Raw genomic sequence first — 1,987 nt, 5'->3', positions numbered from 1 at the left:
ATATCCTGACTTTTGCAGTTAGAATGAAGAAAAAACAGCCTTGAACCATTGGTAATACTGGTTCTTTGGCTGTTTCTTTTTGTCAGAAAGTTGTAGTGTAAATTACCCTTTTTTGACCTCACCTAAAATTTTTTTTATTTCTCCTAATGACCGACACTTTTGGCCTAAATCTATTCCTAATTCTTCTTTAACATCTCCAAGTACTTCATCATAAAAATCAAACAGATAATAGTTTTCCTGTATATGGCTACACGAAGCCTTCTTTAGACTCTCAAGTATGGCTGTAACCGAATACTTTCCTTTTAAGCGTCGCTCCAATATCCTTGCAATGACAAGAGATACAAAACAGGTAAGGAAATGAGCTTCAATATGTTCTTGTCTTGAAAGATAGATTGGTCTACTCTCTAGATCGCTTTTCGTTACTTTAAAGGACTCTTCAATCTTCCAGAGCCCCCTATATATTTCTACAATACGTTCATCAGATTCTTGGTATTCGCTCGTCAAAATAGCGTAGTACCCATCTAATTCCTCTTCTTTCCGAAGCTTTTCTTCGTCAAAAAGGAGCGTCTGATTGGCGCTATTCAGAATCTCCCCTGTTTCTTTATCAAAAGTAAGATTCTTTACGTATTTAGCAGCGCCAACTGATGTTGCTCTGTTATATTTAGAAGGATTGGTAACGAGATCTCTTGCCTTTTCCAATGCTGCTGCTCGATCGGCTTTGGCTTTCGTTGCATATTTCCTACTGTAAAAAATAACTTGTTTTTCATCTACAGTTTTTTTTATCTTTTTGCCATTTTTAGCAGTAACGGTAATCTCTCTCGGATAGAGTCTTGATTTAATTTTAAAATCTTCACCGATAGAACGATAACCGTTCTCGTTCAGAACATACTCTTTAAATTTTTTGTTGGCTCCACGGATTGAATAGCTTAAAATGTAGCCGTTTTTTGCAGATAACGTATACCATATGTTATCTCCGGTAGTCATCCCTTTATCAGCGACGACAATAGTTTTGCCAAGTGAAAAGTTGCGCTGTACCTTTCCTAGCATTGGTATGAGCGTTTGCTTGTCCAGCGTATTTCCCGCATAAAGTCCATATGTAATTGGGATACCATCGGTATCCATGAATAATCCCATTTGCACAATCGGATCAGGGCGGTGCTCCTTCGATACCCCTTTTCTTCTTAATTCATCCTGTTCATCTATCTCAAAATAATAATTCGTCACATCATAGTAGACAAGGCTGGTATTGCGCTCATATTGCTTTGTAATTCGTTCATGCATCCACAGTTGGAGCGCGTCTTTATGCTTATTGAAGAAAGTTAGAGAGCGATAGATATCGTCCAAAGAAAAGTCCATTTTTTCAAAAAACGTATCTTTGTTTCGATACGTTTTCATTTTGGAGCCAGGATTAAGCAGGCGTCCAAAAATGAGGAGTTTCATGATGCTATTAGCATCGTAATCATTCTTTGTATGTCGCTGTCTGTTTGTGAGAAAGGTATGAATACCGAGTTCATGATAGATTTTACTTAGTGCGGCATAACCTAAATTTTTTCGATTGGATCCATCGGTTTGAACCCGCTCTCCTCTGTTAATGCTGAGAGTGATGGGAGAAGAAACCGTCTCCTGTTTTTTATTCATTTCACTGACCTTTTCTTCGAAATAAGAAATGGGATCTTCATACTGTTTTTCCAATTCATCTAGGTAGCCAAGAGATTCAATCGTTTTGGATTTAGTCTTTTTAGTAACCTTATCGCGGTAACTATGTACAATAGACAAATATGTTCGTCCAGTTTTTTTGTTTTTCATTTTACGAAGAAACATATGACTACCCTCCCGATCAAATCCTTGATATTACTTACATTATACTATTTAAATCTACATTAATCCACTATTATTTGACAAAAAAATAAAATAAAAATGCCCGAAACCGATAGTTATATCAAGGGTTTCGGGTTATACATTTATTCTTAGTACTGCAAAATTAGGG

Annotated in this window: 1 protein-coding gene; it reads right to left on the bottom strand. The window is 36.6% G+C overall.

Going from position 1 to position 1,987, the window contains the following annotated elements; translation table 11 throughout:
* Window positions 1-102 precede the first annotated feature (102 nt).
* The gene (locus J2S74_RS27250; protein WP_307332911.1) at window positions 103-1,821 is read right to left on the bottom strand and encodes an IS1634 family transposase; all 1,719 of its coding nucleotides are present in this window, start codon (window positions 1,819-1,821) and stop codon (window positions 103-105) included.
* Window positions 1,822-1,987: the final 166 nt, after the last annotated feature.

This window comes from Evansella vedderi, assembly GCF_030813435.1.
Taxonomy (GTDB): domain Bacteria; phylum Bacillota; class Bacilli; order Bacillales; family Salisediminibacteriaceae; genus Evansella; species Evansella vedderi.
Note: the sequence above shows the minus strand (reverse complement) of the source record. Positions and strands in the feature narration are given on the sequence as shown.